The 1732-nt window shown below is 39.5% G+C and carries 1 pseudogene; it reads right to left on the bottom strand.

Annotated features, from left to right (window positions below):
* Positions 1-220: 220 nt before the first annotated feature.
* Positions 221-1616 (bottom strand): annotated as a pseudogene (locus FYJ75_RS14225) (transposase).
* Positions 1617-1732: the final 116 nt, after the last annotated feature.

Here is a 1732-nt window from a genome sequence, read left to right as displayed (position 1 = left end):
TAGGCAATTGCGAAACAAGTTCGCAATCTTGATTGAAAACAAGGATAGACTCCTGCATTGCAAGATTCTTAGAATGGAAGGTGGCGGTCATTAATTTGTGGCATGACAAAAAGGCTTCCTAGTTACTACGAAGCAGAAAAATTTATAAAATCTCAATTTTAAGCAATCAAAGGCTTAAGACTTCGGATGTATTGATGTTGATGAATTTTATCAGCAACGATTACTGTAACAAGTTGGGCAATGCCAGCCAAAAGTAAATCGGCATGAAGCGTTTTTTCGTTCTGGGTTTTACGGTTAGCTACGCAAAAGCTGTCTTTAAAGTGGTTGATGGACTTTTCAACGTTTACACGGATTTTATATGTTTCTTCCCATTCTGCTGAACCTCGTTCCACTCCGGGATAGGCACGAAGATTCTTTTCGGGATAAACGTAAATCATTCTTCCACAGGAAGATGTTGTGCAGGGATTATCACAATGGCATACACGGCGTTTTGTTTTATCCGCTTTATTGTATTCCCATTTCATTTTCGGGCAGACAAATTTCATCGTGGGAATTTTGCTTTTTAAGTGTGATTTACTACCTTCCCTTTTCATAGGAAGTGAAGGATCATGAGGACAACAGGGAACACCATTTTCGTTGATGGTATAACCATTATCTTCCATAGAAAGTTTTACGCGGAGAGGAATAAATGCTTTTTCAAATCCAATTTCACCGAAAAGGGATTTGTAGATTTCAATCGTGTCAAAAGCAGCATCACCAAGAAAAGTCTTAGGGGCGATAAGCGGATGCTTCTGAAAGAAATCAATCAGAACAGGAAGCAGGGCTTTTGAATCGGCAAGAGATTTATCCTCATCAGGAGAGACAGATTTCTTTTCCACAACGATGTCCGGATGAGCCTTTAGGAACTCTTTGTTATAGAAAGTGATATCACGGACAATGCCAAGCCCATTGGTTACAATGCCGAACTTATAGGCATAGCAGAAATGGCCGTTGATATACATCTGCTGGATTGCCTGATTCGAAGCAGCATGCGTAGGCATGGAGCCATAAGCAGCCTTATAAGGATCATAGCTTTTATCAAGGTTGTTTGCCTTTGCAAAAGCCTTTAACTGTTTGATAATACGGTTTGCGTATTTTGGATTATTTTCAGTCACCCAGGCTTCAATGCCAGAGGTATCGAAGATCGTCATAGCCGCCAGATGAGGGTCAAGTTTTTGGCAGATCGGTTCGGTCATATCAACCATGTGATCGAACATAGATTGTAAGTCCATCAGGAAATCTTGTTTGAAACGGGTGAATTTTGAGGCATCAGGAACAACATCAAAGCCACAGAAATCACGTAATTCCTGAGAGTATTTCAAGAAAACGATCAGGAGCGTATCAGTCGGGATTGAGAATATACGCTGAATCAGAAAAGCCTTAAGCATTGGAAAAAGCTGGTGCTTTCGAGGTCTTCCGGTTGAAGCGTGGAAATGAGTAACAAAAGAAACAGGAACAATTTCATCAAGGTTAATGGTTTCATCAAGAAGTGAAAGGAACTGGTATTTGTCGTTGTCGAATTTATTTTGGCAATCTTCAAAAACTTCTGCCAAAGAGAGCTGCTTATGTGTTATCATGTAGGTATATCTCCTTTAGGTGGATTGGTTGATATTTTTTCGCAACTCTATTTTACCATAAACCTTGAGGAGATATTTTATTTTAACAACAAAAAATGCCGTATTTATGCGGTTTT

This window comes from Roseburia porci, assembly GCF_009695765.1.
Taxonomy (GTDB): domain Bacteria; phylum Bacillota; class Clostridia; order Lachnospirales; family Lachnospiraceae; genus Roseburia; species Roseburia porci.
The sequence above is the reverse complement of the archived record's forward strand: the minus strand, read 5'-3'. Positions and strand labels throughout refer to the sequence as shown.